This window comes from Dyella flagellata (genome assembly GCF_030160275.1).
GTDB lineage: Bacteria > Pseudomonadota > Gammaproteobacteria > Xanthomonadales > Rhodanobacteraceae > Dyella_B > Dyella_B flagellata.
In genome coordinates, this window is sequence record NZ_BSOA01000015.1 from 23,935 (window position 1) to 44,358 (window position 20,424).

The following is a 20,424-nucleotide window of genomic DNA, read 5'->3' on the forward strand; positions in this document are numbered from 1 at the left end:
CCAACCTTTTGAATTTTAATGACGGGGTGACGTCCAGAAGGCCCGCAGGGCGTGCCCCGCGGCTTGAACAGACGGCCAGTCTGCCCTGTGCCGCGTGGCACGCCCTGCGGGCCTTCTGGACGTCATGCCGGGTACGTGGAATAGATCAGAGCATCCTTAAGCGCCAGCCTTCTTGGCTGCCGCTTTCTTAGTCGCTGTCTTCTTGCTCGCCGTCTTCTTCGTGGCGGTTTTCTTGGCGGCCGTTTTCTTCGCAGCCGCCTTCTTAGGCGCGGCCTTCTTCGCCGCGGGCGCCTTCTTCGCCGCGGGCGCCTTCTTCGCCGAAGCCGTCTTCTTGCCGAAGCGCCCCTTCTTCACCGGTGCGGCCGCCAGCAGTTCCAGGCACTGCGTTTCGCTCAGTTCCTTCGGCTCCTGGTCCTTGGGAATGCGCGCATTCTTTTCGCCGTCGGTGATGTACGGGCCAAAGCGTCCGTTGAGCACCTGCACGCCGTTACCGAAGTCCTTGATGATGCGGTTGGCGATCAGCTCAAGCTTTTCCTGCACGATCTGCAAGGCGCGCGGCAGCTCGATGGTGTAAGGGTCATCCTCGGCTTTCAGCGAGGCATAGGTGCTGCCCTGCTTCACGAACGGGCCGAAGCGGCCGACGCCCACGCTAACCTCGTCGCCGTTCTCCGCCTGCCCCAGCTTGCGCGGCAACTTGAACAGCTCCAGCGCTTCTTCCAGGGTAATGGTGTGCATGCTCTGGCCGGGACGCAGCGAGGCGAACTGCAGCTTTTCGTCGGTGTCCTTGTCGCCGATCTGCGCGTATGGCCCATAACGCCCCAGGCGCACCGAGATCGGCTTGCCGCTCTTCGGATCGGTGCCCAGTTCGCGCGCGCCGGTGGCTTCGCTGCGGTCGACCGATTCGGTCTTTTCTTCCACCTGCTGCTTGAACGGCTCCCAGAAGCGGCGCATCAGCGGCACCCAGGCTTCTTCGCCACGGCTCACCGCATCCAGCTCGTCTTCAAGCCGGGCGGTGAAGTCGTAATCGACGTACTGGGTGAAATGCTGGGTGAGGAACTTGCTCACCGCGCGGCCCACGTCGGTGGGGCGGAAGCGGCGATTGTCCAGGTACACGTATTCGCGGTTCTGCAGCACCTGGATGATGCTGGCGTAGGTGGACGGCCGGCCGATGCCGTATTCCTCCAGCGCCTTCACCAGGCTGGCTTCGGAATAGCGCGGCGGCGGCTCGGTGAAGTGCTGGTCGGCGAGGATGTCCTTGAGCGGCACCTGCTCGCCCTTCGCCAGTCTCGGCAGGCGGCGGCCTTCGTCGTCGTCCTCGGCGCTCTTCTGGTCGCGGCCTTCCTCGTACACGGCCAGGAAGCCAGGGTCGACCACCGTGGTACCGGTGGCGCGAAACGCGGCATCGCCGCCCTTCACGTGCTTGAGATCGAAATCCACCGACACCGTGTTCAAGGTGGCGTGGATCATCTGGCAGGCCACGGTGCGCTTCCAGATCAGCTCGTACAGCTTGCGCTGGTCGTCGCTGAGGAACGCGGCCACTTCGCGCGGTGTGCGCATGGCGGAAGTCGGGCGGATCGCTTCGTGCGCTTCCTGCGCGTTCTTCGACTTGGTGCGGTATACCTGCGCGTGATCTGGCACCGCCTTGTGGCCGAAGTCGCGCGCGATCAGCTGGCGCAGCTCGCCCACGGCGTCATCCGACAGCGCGGTGGAGTCGGTACGCATGTAGGTGATCAGGCCGACGTTGCCCTCGCTGCCAAGACCTACGCCTTCGTACAGGCCTTGCGCGATCTTCATCGTGCGCGTGGTGCCGAAGCCGAGCTTGCGCGCGGCCTCCTGCTGCAAGGTGGAGGTGGTGAACGGCGGCGCGGGACGGCGCTTGCGCTCCTTGCTGCCCACTTCGCTGACCGTGAGCTGGCCATGCGCGGCTTCCTTCAGCGCCGCGCGGGCAGCCATTGCGTCGGCCTCGTTGGTGAGGTCGAACTGCTCGAATTTCTTGCCGTTGAGCTTGGTCAGGCGCGCGCCGAAATCGCCATCGGCATGCTTGAGCTGCGCTTCCACCGTCCAGTATTCGCGCGCCACGAAGGCTTCGATTTCTTCCTCGCGCTCCACGATCATGCGCAGCGCCGGGCTCTGCACGCGGCCGGCGGACAAGCCGCGCTGCACCTTGCGCCACAGCACCGGCGAAAGATTGAAGCCGACCAGGTAGTCCAGCGCGCGGCGCGCCTGTTGCGCATCCACCATGTCGTGCGAGAGCTTGCGCGGTGCGGCCACGGCGGCCTTGATCGCGCGCGGCGTGATTTCGGAGAACACCACCCGGTGCAGCTTCTTGCCGTCGACCAGGCCACGCTGCTTGAGGATCTCGCTGATGTGCCAGCTGATCGCCTCGCCCTCGCGGTCCAAGTCGGTCGCCAGATAGATGTCGTCGGCCAGCTTGGCCGCCTTGGCGATGGCGTCGACGTGTTTCTCGTTGCGCTCGATCACCTCGTACTTCATGGCGAAGTTGTGCTCGGTGTCGACCGCCCCCTCCTTCGGCAGCAGGTCACGCACGTGGCCGTAGGAAGCCAGGACCTGAAAGTCCTTGCCGAGGTACTTGTTGATCGTCTTGGCCTTGGCCGGCGATTCAACGATGAGCAGATTCTTTGCCATGTGGCTTGGGGTTCCAAAGGTGCTACTGCGGCCGATCCTGAACGGCCGCCTATTTATAGTTGGAAGCACGCCAGCTTGACGGCTGTCAAGCTGGCGTGCGTGAAACCGCGCTGCAGTGCGCCTTTCGAGCTGGCGGCTCAGCCTTCAGGCAAGCGCTGGTAGCGCCCGCCCGCCAGACCCTCCACCCAGCCCTCCAGCTCCAGCATGAGCAGCATGGATGACAGCTCGGCGGCACTTTGCCCGGTCCGCAGCGCCAGCTCGTCCAGGGCCAAAGGATCGTGGCCAAGGACCTCAAGCAGCCGGCGGTAATCCGGGTCTTCACGCCAACCGCCAGACGCCTTCCCGGCGCTGCCAGCCGATGCCGTCGGCGTCTGCTCCAGGCGCAGGGCCAGTTCGGCACCCAGCGCCCGGGCCGCGCAACCCAAGGTTTCGACCACTTCCGAAGCGCTCTCCACCAGCCGCGCACCGTCCCGGATCAGGCGGTGGCACCCGCGGGCGAGCGGATTATGGATGGAACCGGGCAGCGCGAATACCTCCCGCCCCTGCTCGCCGGCCAGGCGGGCGGTGATCAGCGAGCCCGATTGCAGCCCGGCCTCGATCACCAGCGTCCCCAACGACAGCCCCGCGATGAGGCGATTGCGGCGCGGGAAATGATCCGCCCGCGCTGCCGTGCCGGGTGGAAACTCGCTGACCAGCGCACCTTGTGCCGCCACCAGGGCGGATAGCTCACGGTGTTTGCGAGGATAGACCAGGTCTGGCCCGGTACCGATCACGGCCACGGTGGCCTTGCCAGCCTCCAGCGTGGCTTCATGGGCCGCGCCATCGATGCCGTCGGCGAGACCGCTGGTGACCACGAAACCCGCCAGCGCCAGCTGACGGGCAAAGGCGCGGGCGTTGGTCTTGCCGCTGCTGCTCGCACTGCGCGCCCCCACAATCGCCACCTGAGGGTGCAGCAGCAGGCTGGCATCACCCGCCACGAACAGCGCGACAGGCGGCTGTGGGATGGCTTCCAGCTGCGGTGGGAAATCCGGCTCGGTACAGCACAGCAGTCGATGGTTCGGCTCGGCCAGCCAAGCCAGGTCGGCGGCGAGGCGCGCTTCATCGGGCTGTTCCAGCCATGCCCTCGCCCCGGCCTCCAGCGTCGCCGCCTGGCGCCGCAACTGCGCCACCACGTCGCCGATACGCCCGTTCGCTGCCGCCAAGCGTTCACGCAGGCCGGTCGCGCCTATTCCCGGCGTACGCAGGGCCACCAGCCAGTCACGCAGTTCCGTTTGCCCGCTCATGGCACGAGTCTACGCGGAGGCAAAAACAAGCACGGCGCGGGATCGCCGCGCCGTGCTGTGGGTTTAATCGGGAATGGTGGACTTATTCCGGCATTCTGACGCGAGCGCCCTTCTGCACCGGCTTGAGCCCATCCATGACCAGGGCGTAGCTCACGCGATCGAAGGTACGGAAGACCATCACGTGGCCCACATACTCGTCGGGCAGCCGCACCCACTTGTGGCTGCTGCGAATCCAGCTGCTGTGGTCGACGTCGTCGGGCACTTTTTCGCCCGGCTGCCACAGCGCGAAGGTGGTGCCGTTGTCCACGCCATCCTTCGAACCCACCGACAAAACCACCACATCGTAGGGGCCGACCTGGCTCAGGCGGTCCTGCGCAAAGGCGATCACGCGGCCGTCTTGCGGCAGGCTCTTGGGCGCATGCGGGTAGTAGTAGGGGTCGTAGGGATCGTCGTTGATCGGCATCAGGCGGTCGCCGGCGCGAATTTCCTGGGTCGAGTTCAGCACCAGCAGGGTGGCCGGATCGCCGCCGCGCAGCACTTCCGCGTCGCCGATGACTGCCACTTCCATCGCCAGCGGCTTGCCGCGAAGGGCGTGGTTGGGGGTGACGTTACCGATGTCAGTGGCCCACTCCTCCATCCATGGGGTGTCCTGGGTGGCGACGTCGGAATCGGCGACGTTGGCCGCCATTTCGCCGCTCTGCTGAGCCTCTTTGTCGTCGAAGGTGCGGAACACATGGGTGGGACGTACGATCGCCCAACGCTGCCCCGGCTGGGCATTGAGCTTGCGCACGTAAATGTTGTGCCCCGGCGAACCGGTGATGTCGGCTTCTTCGAAGCCCATCACGTACGGTGCATCCTTCACCTCGCTCGGATCGACCACGCGGAAGTCCTTCAAGGACGCCTTGATCTTATCCAGCGGAATGGCTGGGATGGCCTCGCCCTCATGGTGGATCGACGGCTCCAGGCGCAGCGACGGGCCGCCGTTGACGAAGGAGAGGTCGAGCACGTCGCCCGGGTAGATCAGGTGCGGATTGTGAACCTGGGGATTGGCCTGCCAGATCTCCGGCCACAGCCAGGGCTTGGACAGGAAGCGCGCGGAGATGCTCCAGAGAGTATCGCCGCGGTGCACCGTGTAGCTGTCAGGGTGATCCGCACGAAGCTGGGCGCCGGCCGCATACACGGCCACGGTAACCAGCATGCCGGCTAATAGCCCGATGGACTTTCTGATCATAAACGGGATTCCCCCCACTCCCCTTACGCTCGGGCGAGTGTAACCGAACCGTTAATCCAAGCAACACGTGTCAGTTGGCAAATTCGTGCGCCGACAGCATGTTGAAGCACGTACAATAACCATATTCTAGACCGCGGCCGGGCTGGCTTTTTACCAATTCGCCCGCATTTCCGGCGTCTGAGGTATTACATTCCATGTCAGTCCTGACCATTCTTGAATTTCCCGACCCGCGCCTGCGCACCAAGGCCGCGCCAGTAACCGCGTTCGACGCCGCATTGAAGCAGTTCGTCGATGACATGTTCGAGACCATGTACGCCGCCAACGGCGTGGGCCTGGCCGCCACCCAGGTCAACGTGCACCAGCGCGTACTGGTGGCCGACATGAGCGAAGATGGCGACCAGCCGCTGGCCCTGATCAATCCGGAGATCCTCGAAAAGGACGGCACCCAGGTCTACCAGGAAGGCTGCCTGTCCTTCCCCGGCATCTTCGCCGACGTCACCCGCGCGCTGAAAGTGAAAGTGCGCGCGCAGGACGTGCAGGGCCAAAGCTTCGAGCTGGAAGTGGAAGGCCCGCTGGCCGTGTGTATCCAGCACGAGATGGATCACCTGGCCGGCAAGGTGTTCGTCGACTACCTGTCGCCGCTGAAGCGCTCAATCCTGCTCAAGCGCCTGGAGAAACAGCGCAAGCAGGCCGCGAGCGCGTGAGCTTGCGTATCGTTTTTGCCGGCACCCCGGAATTCTCCGTCCCCTGCCTCGAAGCCTGCCGCACCAGCGGCGCCGAGGTCGTGGCCGTGTATACGCAACCGGACCGCCCCGCCGGCCGCGGACGCAAGCTCACTCCCAGCCCGGTAAAGCAAGCCGCGCTCACCGCACAAATTCCGGTCGAGCAGCCGGAGACGCTGAAAACCGCCGAGGCACGCGCCAGGCTGGAGGCCTATCGGCCGGATTTGCTGGTGGTGGTCGCCTACGGCCTGATTCTCTCGCGCAAAGTGCTGGCGATTCCGCGCCTCGGCTGCTGGAACGTGCATGCCAGCCGCTTGCCGCGCTGGCGTGGCGCCGCGCCGATTCAACGCGCGATCCTGGCCGGCGATGCCGAAACCGGGGTCGACCTGATGCAGATGGAAGCCGGCCTCGATACCGGCCCGGTGCTGCTGGAGCGTCGCACCCCGATCTCGCGCGAGGACACCGGCGGCTCGCTGCATGATCGGCTCTCGCTGTTGGGCGCGGACGTGCTCGCCGAAGGCTTGCGCCGCACGCTCGCCGGCGAAACGCTGCCAGCCACGCCGCAATCCGAGGATGGCGTGATGTACGCGCACAAACTGGAAAAGGCCGAGGCACGCCTCGATTTTTCGCGCCCGGCGTTGGCGCTCGAACATCAGGTGCGCGCGTTCGATCCGTGGCCAGTGGCCGAAGGCGAAGTGGCCGGCGAAATCCTGCGCATCTGGGCCGCGCATGGCCTTGATCAATCGCATAACGCCGCGCCCGGCAGCGTGGTAGCCGCGCAACGCGATGGTATCGACATCGCCTGCGGCACCGGCCTGCTGCGGGTAACAGCGCTGCAGCGCGCGGGCGGCAAGCGCATTACCGCGGCCGATTACCTCAATGCCCGCCCCGAACTGCGTAGCGCGCGATGAATGACACACGTGCCCTTGCCGCGCAGGCCTTGGCGGATATCGCACTGCGCGGCGTATCGCTGCGCGATGCCATGGAGCAACGCGCGCCGAAACTGCGCGATCCACGCGATCGTGCGTTGCTTACGGCTTTGCTGAGCGACGGCGCCCGCTGGTGGCTGCGCTTCGATGCCGCGCTCGATCATCTGCTGGAAAAGCCGCTACGTCGCAAGGAGCCCGAGGTCCACGCGCTGCTGGTGCTGGGCCTGGTGCAGCTGGAAATCCTCGAGCTGCAGGATTACGCCGCGGTCGCCGCCACCGTGGAGGCGACCCGCGCGCTCAATCGCCCGCGCCTGGCCGGGCTGGCCAATGCCGTGCTACGCCGGTGGCAACGCGAGCGAAGCACGCTATTGGCCGAACTGGACGCACAACCACAAACACGTCATGCGCTGCCGCCATGGCTGGTACAGGCCGTGACGGCCGACTGGCCCGATCGGGTCGACGCCGTGCTTGCCGACAGCAGCCGCGAACCGCCGTTGATGCTGCGCGCGAATCGCCGCCGTACATCGCGCGAAGCGCTGATCGAACAACTGGTCGCCGCCGGTTACACGGCCGCTGCGCATCCCTGGCTGACCGATGGGGTAGTGCTGCCGCACAGCAGCGATGTCACGCGCATGCCCGGTTTCGCGCAAGGACAGTTCGCCGTGCAGGATGGCGCCGCGCAAGTGTCGGCCGATCTGCTCGACCTGCAGGATGGCCAGCGCATACTGGACGCCTGCGCCGCGCCGGGCGGCAAAGCCTGCCACCTGCTGGAACGTGCCGACATCGCGCTGACCGCGGTCGAGTTCGACGCCAACCGCGCCACGCGCATTCGCCAGAACCTGGAGCGACTCGGCCTCAAGGCGGATTTGCGCATCGGCGACGCGGCCGAACCTTCCGCCTGGTGGGACGGCAAGCCTTACGACCGCATCCTGATCGACGCCCCCTGCTCCGCCACCGGCGTGCTGCGCCGACGTCCGGACGTGCGCCTGCATCGTCGCCCCAGCGACATCGCCTCGCTGGTCATGCAACAGCAACGAATTCTTGCTGCACTATGGCCGCTGCTCGCGCCGGGGGGAAAGCTGGTTTACGTCACCTGCTCGTTGCTGCGCGCCGAGAATGAAGCCGTAGTCGAGCAATTCCTCGCCAGTCACGATGACGCGCAGGTGCGACCGGTGCAGTTGCCGGTCGGACAAGCCGCCACGCTGGGCTGGCAGATCCTGCCTGGCGATGGCGATCTCGACGGCATGTACTATGCCGTACTGGAACGTCGGTAGCGCCGGCGCACGCCGCAAACTTGAGTCCGGTAGGAACGAGGTGGGAGGGAGCCCCCACGCTTGCGGCAAGCTCGGACAACCTCCTCCCATCATCCTCCTGCAAGCAGCAGGGGGCGGGTAAGAATTCGGACGCGTGCATGTCGACCCTTGCCGTTACAGCCCATGACCGCCGCCAATACTGGCTGCTCGCGATCTTCGCCCTCCTGATCCTGGGCATCGGCATCGGCCTGCGCCATCCCTGGCCCTCCGACGAACCGCGCTACACCCTTGCCGCCAAAGAGATGGTGGAAAGCGGCGACTGGCTGTTCCCGCATCGCGGCGTCGAACTGTATGCCGACAAGCCGCCGATGCTGATGTGGCTGGAGGCGGCCAGTTTCGAGCTGACGCGCAGCTGGCGCATTGCCTTCATGCTGCCTTCGTTCCTCGCAGCGCTGGGCACACTGTGGCTGATCTACGACCTGGGCCGGCGCTTGTTCAATCCGCGGGTCGGCCGGTACGCGGCGATGGCCGCGCTGATGTGCATCCAGTTCGTGTTCCAGGCCAAGCGCGCGCAGATCGATCCGCTGGTGGTGTTCTACATCACCGCGGCGAACTGGGGGCTGCTGCGACACCTGTTGGCCGGTCCCAACTGGCCGCTATATTGGTTCGGCTGCTTCTGCGCGGGCCTGGGCGTAATCACCAAGGGCGTGGGCTTTCTGGCGCTGCTGATGCTGCTGCCCTACGCATGGGCCGCGATACGCCGCTGGGATGGCATCGCGACGATCGACAACGGCAAGTGGTGGCGCTGGCTGCTTGGACTGGTCGCCGTGCTCGTGGCCATCGACCTGTGGCTGATGCCGATGCTGCTGGCCGCACGCGCCCATGCCGGCGACCCTGTTTATGCAGCCTATGTGGGCAACATCCTGTTCAAGCAGACAGCACATCGCTACGCCAATGCCTGGCACCACCTGCATGGGCCGCTGTTCTATTTGCCGCTGATGCTCTACAACTGGCTGCCGCTTTCGCTCACCTATCCCGGCACCTTCCCACGCTGGTGGCGAGCGCTGCAGGCCAAAGACGCGCGCATCCTGCTGCCGCTGGGCTGGATCGTGCTGGTGCTGCTGTTTTTCAGCGCGTCGGGCGGCAAGCGCGACGTGTACATCCTACCGATCGTACCGATGCTGGCGCTGATCACCGCGCCTTATCTTGAGGAGATGCTCGCGCAGCGATGGCTGCGCACGCTGGGCGCCATCTTCCTGCTGTTGATCGGCGGCTGCATGCTGGGCCTGGGCGTCTATGCGCTGGCCACGCATCCGGCATTCGCCAGCAAGCTAGCATACGACCGCGGCTTCGATGGCCCGGAAGACAGCCTATGGTGGATGTGCATCGTGATCGGCGCCGCGCAATGGCTGGCGCTGGCGATATTCCGCTTGCGCCGCGTGCACTACGCCGTGGCCGGTGGCATGTTTGCGCTGTGGATGGTGTGGGGCCTATGGGGCTACCCCTTGCTCGACGACAGCAGCTCATCGATCGGCCTGATGCAACGCGTCGACGCACATCTCGCTCCCCAGGATGAAGTCGGCCTGGTCGACTGGAAAGAGCAGAACATGCTGATGCTCGACCGCCATGCCACGGATTTCGGCTTCAGCGCTCCCACCGCGCAGCAATTCGTGCTTGGCGTGCAATGGCAAGCCGCCGCCCCGGCCACGCGCTGGCTATTCGTGCAGGAACCGGCCATGGGCCATTGCGTGGACCGCAGCAAGGCCATCGACGTCGGTCACGCGAACCGGCGTGACTGGTGGTTGTTCAAGGCCAATGCGGTGATCGCCGGCTGCGTGCCCAAGAGCGACAGCGACGAGACGGAATAACACCCATGCCCGCCATCCAACAGCTGCTGCATCGCGTCGGGCGCAAGCCAGGCGGCGTGCTCGACACTTCCAACACGGGGGTCCAGTTCGAAGCGGGCATGCTGGCCTTGGGCATGTTCGTGCTGCATCAGCTCATCGAATGGGTGATCGCGGTCATCTACCACCACAGTGTGTTCGAGACCTGCAATTGGGACTGCGTACGCTACGTCTCACTCGCCCAACAGGGTTACCCGGCGACCCTCACCACCGTCGACCACATGGAGAACTGGGCGTTCTTTCCCCTGTTCCCGCTGCTCATACGCGCCATCGTTGCGGTGACCGCGATTTCAGCGCCGCTCGCGGCGGTGCTGCTGGGTAAATTGCTCTTCCTCGGCTCGATCTACGCCTTCATCCTGTTTGCCAAGAAGTACAGCAGCACGCTGCCGCCCTTTTACCCGGCACTGATCGTTGCGTTGAGCCCCTACGCCGTGTACGGCAACAGCGGTTACACCGAACCCCTGTTCCTGCTGCTGACCTCGGTGTTCTTCGTGTTCCTCAAGGATCGCCGCTTTCTCGCCTGCGGCCTGGTCGGCATGCTGCTGTCCGCTTCCCGTGCTCCGGGCATCCTGGTCTGCCTCTCCTATGCGCTGGTGGCATTGCAAAGTCTCAGCACCTCCAACTGGGAGCAGCGCAAGGAAATCGTGCTTGGCGGCTTGTTGATACCGCTCGGCCTGGGCCTGTTCATGATGCATCTGTATCAGCACATGGGTGACGCCCTGGCCTTTCTCCACGTGCAAAAGGCCTGGGGGCGCAACTTCGGCAATCCCCTCGCGGTGATTGCAACCGGCATCCACAAAGGCACCATCCATCTGGACTGGGCGCTGATGTCGCTGGCCGCGGTGATCGCTGCGCTGCTGCTGATGCTCATGCAGGACGCGGCCTTGGGTGTGTTCTCGCTGGTCAGCGTGCTGATTCCCCTGTCATCCGGACTGGAGTCGATGCCCCGCTACATCTGGTGGCAGGCACCGTTGCTGCTGCTGCTGGCGCAGATCATGAAATGGCGTGCCGCACGCCTGGTGCTGATCCCCTTGTTCGCCGCCGGGATGGTGTACATGTACATCGCCTGGATGCAGGGAAAATCCTGGACCACATGAAGCGACTCTATCCCCTGCTGATTCTGGCGCTGCTCGCGTTTTACGCGGTGCTCGCCTGGCATGTCTTCCATCCGGCTGTCAGCGACGCCTACCGGCGCATCTACCTGGAGTCGTAAACCCGTGCCCAACCGTTCTAAAGCGATCCGCTGCCAGGTCATCGGTCGCGACAATGGCGCGGGTTTGAGTCGCGACATCGCCTTGCTCAGCCGCAACCTCATTGGCGCGGGCGTCGACGTGACGGCATCCGCCCTGCCGCACCGGGGCCGCCTGGCCGAATGGACAACCCGCCTACGCCTGCTTGGCCGCCCCCCCGCGTTCGACCTCAACATCATGCTCGAACGCATTCGGCCGGAATTCTCGCGGGCGGCGCGGCACAATGTACTGATTCCCAATCCCGAATATTTTCGCCCGCGCGATCGCGCGGCACTCAATAGCCTCGATGCGGTGTGGGTGAAGACCCGCCATGCCGAGCGACTGTTCCAGGCGCTGGGCATGCCGGTGCGCTACATCGGTTTCACCAGCATGGATTGCCGGCGCACCGAGGTTCCACGCGAACGCAGCTTTTTCCATGGCCCGGGACGCAGCAACAACAAGGGTACGCAGGCCTTGCTCGAGCTTTGGGCGCAACATCCGGATTGGCCGGTGCTGACGGTCGTATGGCGGCGCAAGCGAACCGAACCGATGCAACTGCCCGCCAACGTCAAGATGATCAGCCATCACCTGGATGACGATGCCTATCGTCGCCTGCAGAACGCGCATCGTTTCCACCTGTGCCCGTCGCAAACCGAAGGCTTTGGGCACTACATCGTGGAGGCCATGAGCTGCGCGGCGGTGGTCATCACGCTGGACGCGGAACCCATGCACGAACTGGTCGCCCCCGAGCGCGGTATCCTGGTACCGGCACGCCCATGCGGCCAGCAAGATCTTGCTGATCGATTCGGTTTTGACGCGAAAGACATGGCAACGGCGATCGAACGCTGCATAGCCTTGTCGGACGCACAGACTCAGGTGCTGGGCAAGGCCGCCCGCAGCTGGTACGAAAACGAGGTCAGCTCTTTCCCACAACGACTGAGCGAGGCCCTGATGGCGTTCTAGCCACGTTCCAGTCAGGCTTCTTCATCTAGCTTAACGCAACCCCCTCAAGAGCCCCTGCGTGCACGACCCATCCCCTCCTAGGCCGAAGCACTATTGGTTGCTGTCCATCCTGCTGGCCAGCATGCCGCTATGCTTTGCCGTGCCCTATAAGGCCAAGGCGCTGTTGATCGCCGCGCTATGGGTAAGCGGACTGGTCCTGCTGGCCATCCGCCCCGAGCTGCGGCGCATCTACCGCGGCGCCGGTGCCATCATGCTGGTTTGCGTACTCAACATCTTTTATACGGCGATCAACATCCTCAGCCATCGCTCCGGCTGGGCGGCGTTCGACCTGCAAGGGCAGGAATTGCTGTTTCTGGGAATTGCCGCGGTGTTTGCGCTACCGCTGCGCTGGAGCGTGGTGTGGATAGGCTTCAGCCTTGCCGCCTGCGTGCTGGGCGGCACCAGCGTGATGCAGCATTACCTGACCGGCATCGAGCGCCCGTATGGCCTCAACAATGGCGAATGGGGCGCGATCGAATTCGCCATGTTCCTGCTCGTGCTGGCCTTGCTTGCCATCATCCAGCTGATGCGCAAACAGACCTCCTGGCCGGAAAAAATCGTGCACGCCGCGGGTGCCGGTCTGGCCGTGTATGGCGCCCTGCTGAGTCAGAGCCGGGGTCCATTGTTGGCTTTTCTCGCCGTTTTCGTCTTGCTGATGCTCATCCACGGCAAGCGCGTCGGCCAATGGCGGCGGACGGTCAGCGTGATCGCCTTGCTGCTTGCCGGCGTGACCCTGGTGGCGACCTTCGTCCAGCCGCAAATCCTGGAACGCTTCGTCCAGGGGCATACCGAGGTGACCAGCTATGACCATGCACACGAAACCGTAGGATCGGTGGGCGAGCGCCTGGAGCTGTGGCGCACGGCCAAGCAGGCCTTCGTGGAGCATCCCTTGGCGGGTGTCGGTGCTGGGCGATTCGGGCAGTACGTGCGTGAGCAAGTGGCATTGCATCGTAGCGATGCGGTCATCGTGCAATACGAGCATGCTCACAACGAATACCTGGAAGCTGCGGCCGCGGGCGGTCTCCCCGGCCTGATCATCATCTTGCTGGTGCTGTATGTGCCTTTGGTTTTTTTCCTGGCCCAGGTGATGACCCCGGATGAAGGCGTCGCCGCCGCGGCCATGTGCGGCTTCGCGGCAAGCGGCATGTACGTGTTGTGCGCGCTGACCGATAACGTGTTCTATCGCGCCATGCCGCACTCGCTGTATTTCCTGCTGATCACCGGGCTTGCCGTGCTGGTGGTGCGGCAACGAAACGCTGCCCCCCGTTCCTGACCATGGCGTGCATCAACCTTATCGCCTGGGACAACAACCGTGGCATGAGTCACGACTTGCGCCTGCTCCAGCAAACCCTGGAAGCGCTGGGACACGAAGTGGCGTTTGCCGATGCCGGTCCCAAACGCAAGCACGGCGCCTGGAAAGCTCGATGGCAGCGGCTGCAAATGACCCTGCGTTGGCTGCTGAGTGGCGGACGCCAACCGCGCCAGCTGGACGTCAACATCTTTCTCGAACACGTACGGCCGTCCTACCTCAAGCTGGCGCGCCGCAATGTGCTGATCCCCAATCCGGAATGGCTGTCCCAGCGTGACCTCCGCTGGTTGCACCGGTTTGATGCCGTCTTCACCAAGACCCAGTCCGCCACCAGCACCCTGCTTGGCTTGGGTCATCCGGCCACCTATATCGGTTTCCTCAGCATAGATCGCCACGATCCGCAGGCGGCGCGCGAACCGGTATTCCTGCACCTGGCCGGCGCCAGCCGCATGAAAGGGACCGAGCGCATGCTGGCCGTATGGCGCCGCCACCCGGAATGGCCTCGCTTGATCGTGCAGCAGTCGCCGGCCACGGCGGTAGCGAGCGAAGGCCAGGCACCGCAAAACCTGGATCACCGCGTCGGCTATCCGCGCGACATCGCCGAAATCGCACAGCTGCAAAACAGTTGCAGCTACCACCTGTGCCTGTCCGAAGCCGAAGGCTGGGGGCATTACATCGTCGAAGCGATGGGCTGCGGCGCGGTGGTGCTGACGTGTGACGGCCAACCCATGAACGAACTGGTGCGGCCCGACCGCGGCGTGCTGGTGCAAGCGCAGGATGTCGGCGCGCAAAACGCCGCGCGCCGCTACCTGTTCGACGAAACCTCGCTGGAAGCCGCAGTCGAGCGCGTCATCGCCATGCCGGATGCCGAGCGTAGCGCCATGCAACAGCGCGCGCGCAGCTGGTTTCTTGCCAACAACGAAGGCTTCAAGGCCCGCCTGGCGGATGCGCTGCAGCCGCTGCTGTAAGATCGCGCCATGCCGACCCTACCCCTTACGCTCGTTGTGATCACCCGCAATGAGTCGCAAAAAATCGCGCGCTGCCTCGACAGCGTGCCGTTCGCCGCGGAAAAACTGGTGGTGGACAGCGGCAGCACCGACGACACAGTGGCGATCGCCCGCGCGCATGGCGCGCGCGTAGTGCACCAGGATTGGCTGGGCTTCGGCCCGCAACGCAACTTCGCCGCCACCCAGTGCAGCCACCCATGGATCCTTGCACTGGACGCGGACGAATACCTGACGCCGGAGCTGGCCGACGAACTGCAACGCCAGCTGCCGGCCTTGCTGGAAAGCAATACGGCCGCCGCGATCCTGCGCCGCCATCTCATCTACATGGGCCGGCCGATGCGCTGGTATCGCCCGGCCGTCGGCGAAAAAATGGCGCGTTTCTATCATCGCGACCGCGCCCGCTGGAGCGACGTGCGCGTGCACGAATCGCTGCAATTCCAAGGCGCATCGGTCACCTTCCATGCGCCTTTCCTGCACGACAACAATCCCAGCCTGGTGGAAAAGCAGCTCAAGGTGCTGCTGTATTCCGAGCTGAAGTGCCGCGACTGGCTGGACAAGAACAAATCCACCCGCATGTGGCAGACGCCGTTCGTATTTGCCCTGGCGTTTCTCAAGGATTACGTGCTGCGCCTGGGCTTCCTCGACGGCTGGCGCGGCTATGCGATCGCGCAAACCGCCGCCAGCTACGCCGCGTACAAACGCATGCGTTACTACGAAATGTGCCTGAATCCCGCTTCCCGCGATACCGCCGCGGCTGCTTTGGCACGTAGCGGCCTGGATCACTGATGCCCAAACACTACCTTCTGTACGGATCGGAACGTTACGCCCTGGCCGTCCTGCGCCCGCTGCAGGAAGCGATACGCGCACGCGGCGACGAAACCGCCTGGTTCTTCGACGGTCCCGGCGCGGAGGATCTGCTTGAAGGCGAGCGCCTGCTCAGCGTGGCGGAAGTGCGTCAATGGAAGCCGATCGCGGTGATCACACCGGGCAACCACTTGCCGCATTTCTTCCCGGGCGTAAAAGTGGAAGTGTTCCATGGCTTCAACGCGGGCAAGCCCAGGCACATCTACATCCGCGGTTTCTTCGACCTGTATTGCACCACCGGCCCGCGCGACACCCAATCATTCGGCGCACTAGCTGAGCAGCTCGGCCATTTCACCGTCACCGAAACCGGCTGGCCCAAGCTCGACCCCTTCATGCGCGAGATCGCCGGTCCGCTGGCGCCGGTGCGCAAACCGCCGGTGATTCTCTACCACTCCACCTTCTCGCCATCGTGGAGCGCGGCGGAGACCTTGTACGAAGAAGTGAAGCGCCTGTCGCGCGACGGCCGCTGGCGCTGGATCGTCACCTTCCATCCCAAGATGGAGCCGGAGACGGTAGCCAAGTACAAGGCACTGCAGAACGACTACCTGAGCTTCGCCGAAAACGACAACATCCTGGAGCTGTTCCCCCAGGTCGACATGATGTGCTCGGACACCTCCTCCGCGCTGAGCGAGTTCCTGCTCACCGGCAAGCCGGTGGTCACCTTCAACAACCGCGCGCCGGGTCCGCAGCTGATCGACATCCACGAGGCGACCCAATTCGAGCCGGCCATCCAGCGCGCGCTATCGCGTCCGCCGGAGCTGATGCAGGCGATCAAGGCCTTCGGCGAAGCGATCCACCCCTATCACGACGGGCACTCCAGCGAGCGCGTGCTAGCCGCTATCGATGCGTTCATCGCCGCCGGTGGGCGCAATCGCAAGCGCAAGCCACGCAACTGGTGGCGCAAGTTCAAGCTGCGCAAGCGCATCGGCTACTGGGGTCCAGCCTGACCAGGCTCCCGTAGGCTGGGATGACAATCCCAGCATTGCCATGCATGCGCGCGCGATGCTGGGATTGCCATCCCAGCCTACACGCCGCGTATAGGAGCCGCTGAAGTCCAACCGGCTAGAATCCCGCCCAACTTCCATCCCAAGGCGCCCGCCGTGCCGACATCCAACACCTACCGCCGCTCCGAAGCCTTGCGCAGCCTGTGGCCCTGGCTGCCGTTGTGGACCGTGGTGGCGCTAGTGGCGATCTTCTCGCATGGTCCGATGCCGCTGTACTCCACCCGCACCCTCGCCGTGGCCTGGGAGATGTGGCGCGACCATAACTGGCTGGTGCCGCACATCAACGGCGAGCCCTACAGTGAAAAGGTGCCGCTGCTGTTCTGGCTGATCCACGCCGGCTGGTGGGTGTTCGGGGTGAGCGACGTATGGCCGCGCGTGCTCGAAGTGATCTTCGGCGGCATACAGCTGGTGCAGCTGTCGGTGCTTGCGCGCCGCCTGTTCCCGGCTCGCCCCTGGGTGGAGAAGGCCGCACCGTGGATGCTGCTGGCGTTGTCTTACGCCTTTTTGTTCGGCCTGCAAGTCATGTATGAGGTGCTGCTGGCCAACTGCGTACTGGGCGCTTTGCTGTGCCTCACCCCAACGCTGCGCCGTGCCGAGCCGCGCTGGCTGCTGTTCGGCGTACTGACCGGCGCAGGCCTGCTCACCAAGGGGCCGGTGATGCTGCTGCACGTGCTGTTTCCTTGGCTGCTCGGTCCGCTGTGGAACGCCTGGGCGCGCGAGCATCGCGCACGCTGGTATGGGCGTGGCGTACTGGCCCTGTTGCTTGGCTTCGCCATGCTATTGGCGTGGGCGATTCCGGCCGGCTTCGCCGGCGGCGAGGCTTATCAACATCGCTTGTTCTTCACCCAGACCGCCGGACGCGTGGTCAACAACGCACAGCAATCGCAAGCGGTGCAGAGCCATCCTCACTGGTTCGGCTGGTACCTGCTGCGGCTGCCGGTGCTGCTGCTCCCATTCGCCGCGTGGCCACGCGCGTGGGTGGCGATCGGTGCGCTGCGCAAGCCATTCGAAGACGGTATCCGTTTCGCACTGTGCTGGTTGTTGCCGACCTTGCTGGTGTTCTCGGCGATTAGCGGCAAACAGCTGTACTACCTGCTGCCGGAATTCGGCGGCTGGATGCTGCTATTGGCTGGCGCTGTGGCCGTACTGCGCGAACGGAACGCCAAGCTGGCCGAGAACTACTGGCTGGGCAGTTGGCCGCTCGGCCTAGGCAGCATCGTGTTCGCGGGCCTGCTGTTTGCGCTGCCTTACGCCATGCCCAGCCTCGCCTTCCACAGCGAATGGGTGGAAGGCGCCGCGCCGTACAGCCGCACCTTCAGCGTGGCCTTCCTGTTGCTGGGCGGCCTGCTGCTACTTCGCGGCCGCGGTGAAATGCGTCGCGTGGCCGTAGCCGGCTTGCTCGGCGTCCTCGCGCTGAACACCTTGTTCACGCTGACGCTATGGCACAAGTATGACCTCAGCCCCACCACGGCGCTGATTTCCTCCGCGCAACACGCCGGCCATTCCGTCGCCTACGAAGGCAACTACGAAGGCCAGTTTCATTTCGCCGGAAGATTGGCCCAGCCCGTTGCGGAATTGCACGACGGCGCAGCGGTGCAGGCGTTCGCCCAGCAACATCCGGACGGCCTGATCATCACCCATCCCGACAATCTGGATGCTTCGGCCTTGCGCTATGCCCTGCTGGCGCAGCCGTTCCGCTCGGCCTGGGTGGTGGTGTGGTCGGCGCAGACAGTGGCGATGGTGCAAGCAGGCCGCACGCCGCCGGAACCGGCGCAGCCGCCGCGCGTTTTCCCCGCGGCCACCTCTGCGCAGGAAGTGCCGCAGTCGTGAGCAGCGCCTTGATCGACGGCTTGCGCGCGCAATGCGGTGGTCCGCGTGACGGTGCGCTGCTGCGGTTTTCGCTGGGCAATGCGCTGCTCGGTGCCGGCGATCATGCCGCGGCGATCGAAGAATTCCGGCGCGCGGTTTCGTTTGATCCCAACTATTCCGCCGCCTGGAAACTGCTGGGCAAAGCCTGCCTCGCCGTGCATGACGAAGCCGGCGCGGCCGAAGCATGGCGGCAAGGCATTGCCGTAGCGCAGCAGCGTGGCGACAAGCAGGCGGAAAAAGAAATGAGCGTATTCCTGCGCCGCATCGAAGGTGCGTAGGCTGGGATGACAATCCCAGCTTTCTCGCGGTGTTCCCATGCTGGGATTTCATCCCAGCCTACGAACCTCAAACACGCCTGCCTCAATACGGACTCGGCCGGTCATCCGCCGAATAACGCTTGTAGTGCCATTGATACTGCGCAAAAGCGAGATTCACACACCGCTCCACCCCGCGATTGAGCGCCGCGCATGCACTCGGCAGATCGGCATCATCCAAACCTTCCGGCGCCGGTAAAAAGTGGATGCGATACCCCTCCCCACGTGGCAATCGCTCCGCAAACGCAAACAACACAGTCGAGCCGGTACGCGCCGCGAGACGCGGCAACAACACCATCGTCATCGCCTCGCGCCCGAAGAACGGCGCAAACTCGCCCTCCCCCTCGCGCGGCTTCTGGTCCGGCAGGATGCCCACCGTGCCGCCGGCGGCCAACCGCTTGTACAGCGTACGCACGCCAGCCCCTTCCGCGCGCACCTGCTCCGGCGCCAGCGCGCCACGCACCTTGCGCAGCAACGCCTCCACCGCCGCAATGCGCGGCGGGCGATAGAGAATCGCCATCGGCGTCTTGCGGCACAGCCAGTAATTGAGCAGCTCCCAGCAGCCCAGGTGCGGCGCGGCGATGATCACACCCTTGCCGGAAGCCAGCGCGGCGTCGAACAAGGCTTCGCCACGCACTTCCTTCACCAGGCCAAGCGAGCTTTCGGCGCCCGAGCCCCAGATCTTCACGATCTCGGTGATCGACTTGCCGCCCTCGACCATCGCCTCCCGCACCAGCGCGGCCCGCGCTTGTTCGACCAGCTGAGGCTGCACGATCTGCAGATTCACCGCCGTGTAGCGCGCCATCCTCCCGCCACGCCGCAAGGCCACCCGCCCCAGCAACGCACCGAAGCCTTGCAGCCAGCGCAACGGCAACAGACCGAACAGGCGCAGCAGCAGGTAGACCAGGTAGATGTCGGGGCGCATGGATGTTGTGCTTGGAAGCAGGCGAACGCGTAAGGGTAAAGGAATGCTCTACGCCTGCGCGATCAGTCCCCTCCCCTGCGTGTAGCAGGGGAGGGCTAGGGTGGGGTGAAGCAACCTCGCGATGAATTCCAACAATGCCGCAAACTCGTACAACCCCACCCCAACCCTCCCCTGCCGCCGCAGGGGAGGGGGCAAAGCGCCTAAAGCATTGGCGTCTTCTGCCGTTGCCCCATTAGTGGCAAGCGCGTGAACCAGCCGCAGCCCAAGCTATTTACCCAACCCTCGTCGCCCTGCAGAGTTACCGTTTCGCCCCAACGCCACGCCTCATCCATGATTGCCCTTATCCAACGCGCGCTCTCCGCCCGCGTCGACGTCGACAACGAAACCGTAGGCGCCATCGGCCCCGGCCTGCTGGCACTGGTGGCCGTGCAGCCGGAAGACGGCGAGGCACAAGCAAAACGGATGGTGGAGCGGTTGCTCGGCTACCGCGTGTTCTCCGACGACGCCGGCAAGATGAATCGTTCGCTAACCGATACCGGCGGTGGCCTGCTGCTGGTCAGCCAATTCACCCTGGCTGCGGACACACGTTCGGGCATGCGTCCGAGCTTCACCAGCGCAGCCTCGCCCGAGCATGGTCGAATCTGGTTTGAACGCTTGGTGGCGTTGGCGCGCGCGGCGCATCCGGGGGTGGAAATCGGGCGCTTCGGTGCCCATATGCAAGTACATCTGATCAACGATGGCCCCGTCACCTTTTGGCTCGAGGTGCGTTAGGTGCCAGGTGGACACGTAGCCCTTACGAACGCTTCCATTTACGCCCAAAACCGCGATTTGGCGCGATTTTTGCGTGCCGATGGCAGCGAATTTTTCTCTTGAAAACTGGTCAAAAAAGCATCACATCGCTATACTGATTGGTTCCTATCCCGCGGCGGACGG

The 20,424-nt window shown here is 64.5% G+C and carries 17 protein-coding genes; 13 read left to right on the forward strand and 4 right to left on the reverse strand.

The genetic code is table 11. The features are described from left to right. Positions 1 to 156: 156 nt before the first annotated feature. The 3 genes from QQJ96_RS09010 to QQJ96_RS09020 form a co-directional block, all read right to left on the reverse strand. Positions 157 to 2,646 carry a DNA topoisomerase I gene (locus QQJ96_RS09010; RefSeq protein ID WP_284331654.1) on the reverse strand — a complete coding sequence of 830 codons (2,490 nt, stop codon included), beginning with the start codon at positions 2,644 to 2,646 and terminating at the stop codon, positions 157 to 159. 137 nt (positions 2,647 to 2,783) lie between these two features. Continuing rightward, positions 2,784 to 3,929, reverse strand: coding sequence for a DNA-processing protein DprA (gene dprA / locus QQJ96_RS09015; RefSeq protein ID WP_284331655.1), 1,146 nt, complete (start codon positions 3,927 to 3,929; stop codon positions 2,784 to 2,786). An 82-nt stretch (positions 3,930 to 4,011) separates the two neighbouring features. After that, positions 4,012 to 5,160, reverse strand: coding sequence for a LysM peptidoglycan-binding domain-containing protein (locus QQJ96_RS09020; protein WP_284331656.1), 1,149 nt, complete (start codon positions 5,158 to 5,160; stop codon positions 4,012 to 4,014). A gap of 194 nt (positions 5,161 to 5,354) precedes the next feature. Between QQJ96_RS09020 and def the strand changes: the two genes are divergently transcribed. From def to QQJ96_RS09080, 12 genes are all read left to right on the forward strand, one after another. Continuing rightward, positions 5,355 to 5,864, forward strand: coding sequence for a peptide deformylase (def, locus tag QQJ96_RS09025; protein ID WP_284331657.1), 510 nt, complete (start codon positions 5,355 to 5,357; stop codon positions 5,862 to 5,864). Continuing rightward, positions 5,861 to 6,793 carry a methionyl-tRNA formyltransferase gene (gene fmt / locus QQJ96_RS09030; protein WP_284331658.1) on the forward strand — a complete coding sequence of 311 codons (933 nt, stop codon included), beginning with the start codon at positions 5,861 to 5,863 and terminating at the stop codon, positions 6,791 to 6,793. Before def ends, fmt begins: the two co-directional genes overlap by 4 nt. After that, a complete protein-coding gene (gene rsmB / locus QQJ96_RS09035) occupies positions 6,790 to 8,085 on the forward strand; it encodes a 16S rRNA (cytosine(967)-C(5))-methyltransferase RsmB (protein ID WP_284331659.1) in 1,296 nt (431 codons plus the stop codon). The genes fmt and rsmB overlap by 4 nt, the downstream gene beginning before the upstream one ends. A 137-nt stretch (positions 8,086 to 8,222) precedes the next feature. Further along, positions 8,223 to 9,932 (forward strand): ArnT family glycosyltransferase, encoded by a 1,710-nt coding sequence (locus QQJ96_RS09040; RefSeq protein ID WP_284331660.1) that lies wholly within the window; start codon positions 8,223 to 8,225, stop codon positions 9,930 to 9,932. A gap of 5 nt (positions 9,933 to 9,937) precedes the next feature. Then, on the forward strand, positions 9,938 to 11,065 hold the full coding sequence (locus QQJ96_RS09045; protein ID WP_284331661.1) for a glycosyltransferase family protein: 1,128 nt from the start codon (positions 9,938 to 9,940) through the stop codon (positions 11,063 to 11,065). A gap of 120 nt (positions 11,066 to 11,185) precedes the next feature. After that, a complete protein-coding gene (locus tag QQJ96_RS09050) occupies positions 11,186 to 12,160 on the forward strand; it encodes a glycosyltransferase (RefSeq protein ID WP_284331662.1) in 975 nt (324 codons plus the stop codon). A gap of 58 nt (positions 12,161 to 12,218) precedes the next feature. Beyond that, entirely contained in the window at positions 12,219 to 13,472 is a 1,254-nt protein-coding gene (locus QQJ96_RS09055; RefSeq protein ID WP_284331663.1) for an O-antigen ligase family protein, read from the forward strand. Positions 13,473 to 13,474: 2 nt separating this feature from the next. Continuing rightward, the gene (locus tag QQJ96_RS09060) at positions 13,475 to 14,476 is read left to right on the forward strand and encodes a glycosyltransferase (protein ID WP_284331664.1); all 1,002 of its coding nucleotides are present in this window, start codon (positions 13,475 to 13,477) and stop codon (positions 14,474 to 14,476) included. 9 nt (positions 14,477 to 14,485) lie between these two features. Then, positions 14,486 to 15,301, forward strand: coding sequence for a glycosyltransferase family 2 protein (locus tag QQJ96_RS09065; protein ID WP_284331665.1), 816 nt, complete (start codon positions 14,486 to 14,488; stop codon positions 15,299 to 15,301). Then, positions 15,301 to 16,326 (forward strand): CDP-glycerol glycerophosphotransferase family protein, encoded by a 1,026-nt coding sequence (locus QQJ96_RS09070; RefSeq protein WP_284331666.1) that lies wholly within the window; start codon positions 15,301 to 15,303, stop codon positions 16,324 to 16,326. The genes QQJ96_RS09065 and QQJ96_RS09070 overlap by 1 nt, the downstream gene beginning before the upstream one ends. Positions 16,327 to 16,479: 153 nt before the next feature. Then, complete coding sequence (locus tag QQJ96_RS09075; protein WP_284331667.1) at positions 16,480 to 18,213, forward strand: ArnT family glycosyltransferase; 1,734 nt, start codon at positions 16,480 to 16,482, stop codon at positions 18,211 to 18,213. Further along, positions 18,210 to 18,530 carry a tetratricopeptide repeat protein gene (locus QQJ96_RS09080; protein WP_284331668.1) on the forward strand — a complete coding sequence of 107 codons (321 nt, stop codon included), beginning with the start codon at positions 18,210 to 18,212 and terminating at the stop codon, positions 18,528 to 18,530. Before QQJ96_RS09075 ends, QQJ96_RS09080 begins: the two co-directional genes overlap by 4 nt. 82 nt (positions 18,531 to 18,612) lie before the next feature. Here the strand turns inward: QQJ96_RS09080 and QQJ96_RS09085 are convergent, their stop codons facing one another. Next, entirely contained in the window at positions 18,613 to 19,491 is an 879-nt protein-coding gene (locus QQJ96_RS09085) for an LpxL/LpxP family acyltransferase (protein WP_284331669.1), read from the reverse strand. A 330-nt stretch (positions 19,492 to 19,821) separates the two neighbouring features. Between QQJ96_RS09085 and dtd the strand changes: the two genes are divergently transcribed. After that, positions 19,822 to 20,262, forward strand: a complete 441-nt coding sequence (dtd, locus tag QQJ96_RS09090; RefSeq protein ID WP_284331670.1) for a D-aminoacyl-tRNA deacylase — start codon at positions 19,822 to 19,824, stop codon at positions 20,260 to 20,262. Positions 20,263 to 20,424 lie beyond the last annotated feature (162 nt).